At 41.7% G+C, this 998-nt stretch carries 1 protein-coding gene; it reads right to left on the reverse strand.

Annotated elements, in window-relative coordinates:
- Window positions 1–998 (reverse strand): RNA-guided endonuclease TnpB family protein (locus tag P5683_RS25250; RefSeq protein ID WP_315669511.1); only part of this gene is annotated, 998 nt, incomplete at both ends.

Below are 998 nucleotides of genomic sequence, written 5' to 3' on the forward strand. Positions count from 1 at the left end.
AGACCGCAGTTTGGACATTCAAAAGTCCGACGGACTAGGGGCATTTTTTGACGATGGCCACAGTTAGAACAAAGTTGACTGGATGGATAAAATCTATCCGCAATCATTAACTTTGAACCATAACGTTCTGCCTTGTAACCTAGTTGCCGACGGAACTCATAAAATGAAGCATCAGCGATAGAACCCGCCAAACAATGATTTTTCAACATTCCAGACACATTCAAATCTTCAATGACGACTTGGCTGTGGTTTTTAGCCAAAAAAGTAGTGATTTTATGAATCGTGTCCCGCCGAATGTTTGCTACTCTTTGATGTAGCTTTTGAACTTTTAAGAGACATTTGGCCCAATTTTTCGAGCCTTTGACTTTGCGACTTAAATGACGTTGTAATCGAGCTAGTTTTTTGGTCGCTGCTTTATAAGCCTTGGGATTAGAGAATTGGGTCCCATCGGAGCAAGTCGCCAAATTGTTAATTCCTAGGTCTACCCCGATTCTCTCTCGATATTTCGGTGTAATTTCTGGCGTGATTTCTACGAAAAAGCTCATATACCAGTCACCTGCTTGGCGCGTTATAGTGACTTTCTTAACCCAACTTTCGGGTAGAGCCTCAAATGTAGAAACCCAGCCCACAAAAGGCAGCTTATGGCGAGTTCCTGACAGATTGAATGGCTTTCCGGAATTGTCAAGGGTAAAGCTATCATGGTAGCCTTTCTTCTTAAATTTAGGATAACTGCTTATTCCCTTGAAGAAGCGCTTAAAGGCATCCCCTAGATTAATGAAGGCATATTGATAAACTTTAGAAGACAATTCAGACATCCAAGGATATTGAGGTTTCACATAATGAGTAAAAACCTTTTTAATGGAGTTGATATTAGGCTTGAGTCCCTCTTCATAAGCTGACCTCCATAAGTGTAATCCCCAATTAAACACGAACCGAGCATAACCCGCGTGTTTGGCCATCAAGGTGCGATGACGGTCATTGAGTTTGAGTTTTGTCCG

Origin of the sequence: Limnospira sp. PMC 1279.21 (assembly GCF_032349615.1) — a bacterium.
GTDB classification, from domain to species: domain Bacteria; phylum Cyanobacteriota; class Cyanobacteriia; order Cyanobacteriales; family Microcoleaceae; genus Limnospira; species Limnospira fusiformis.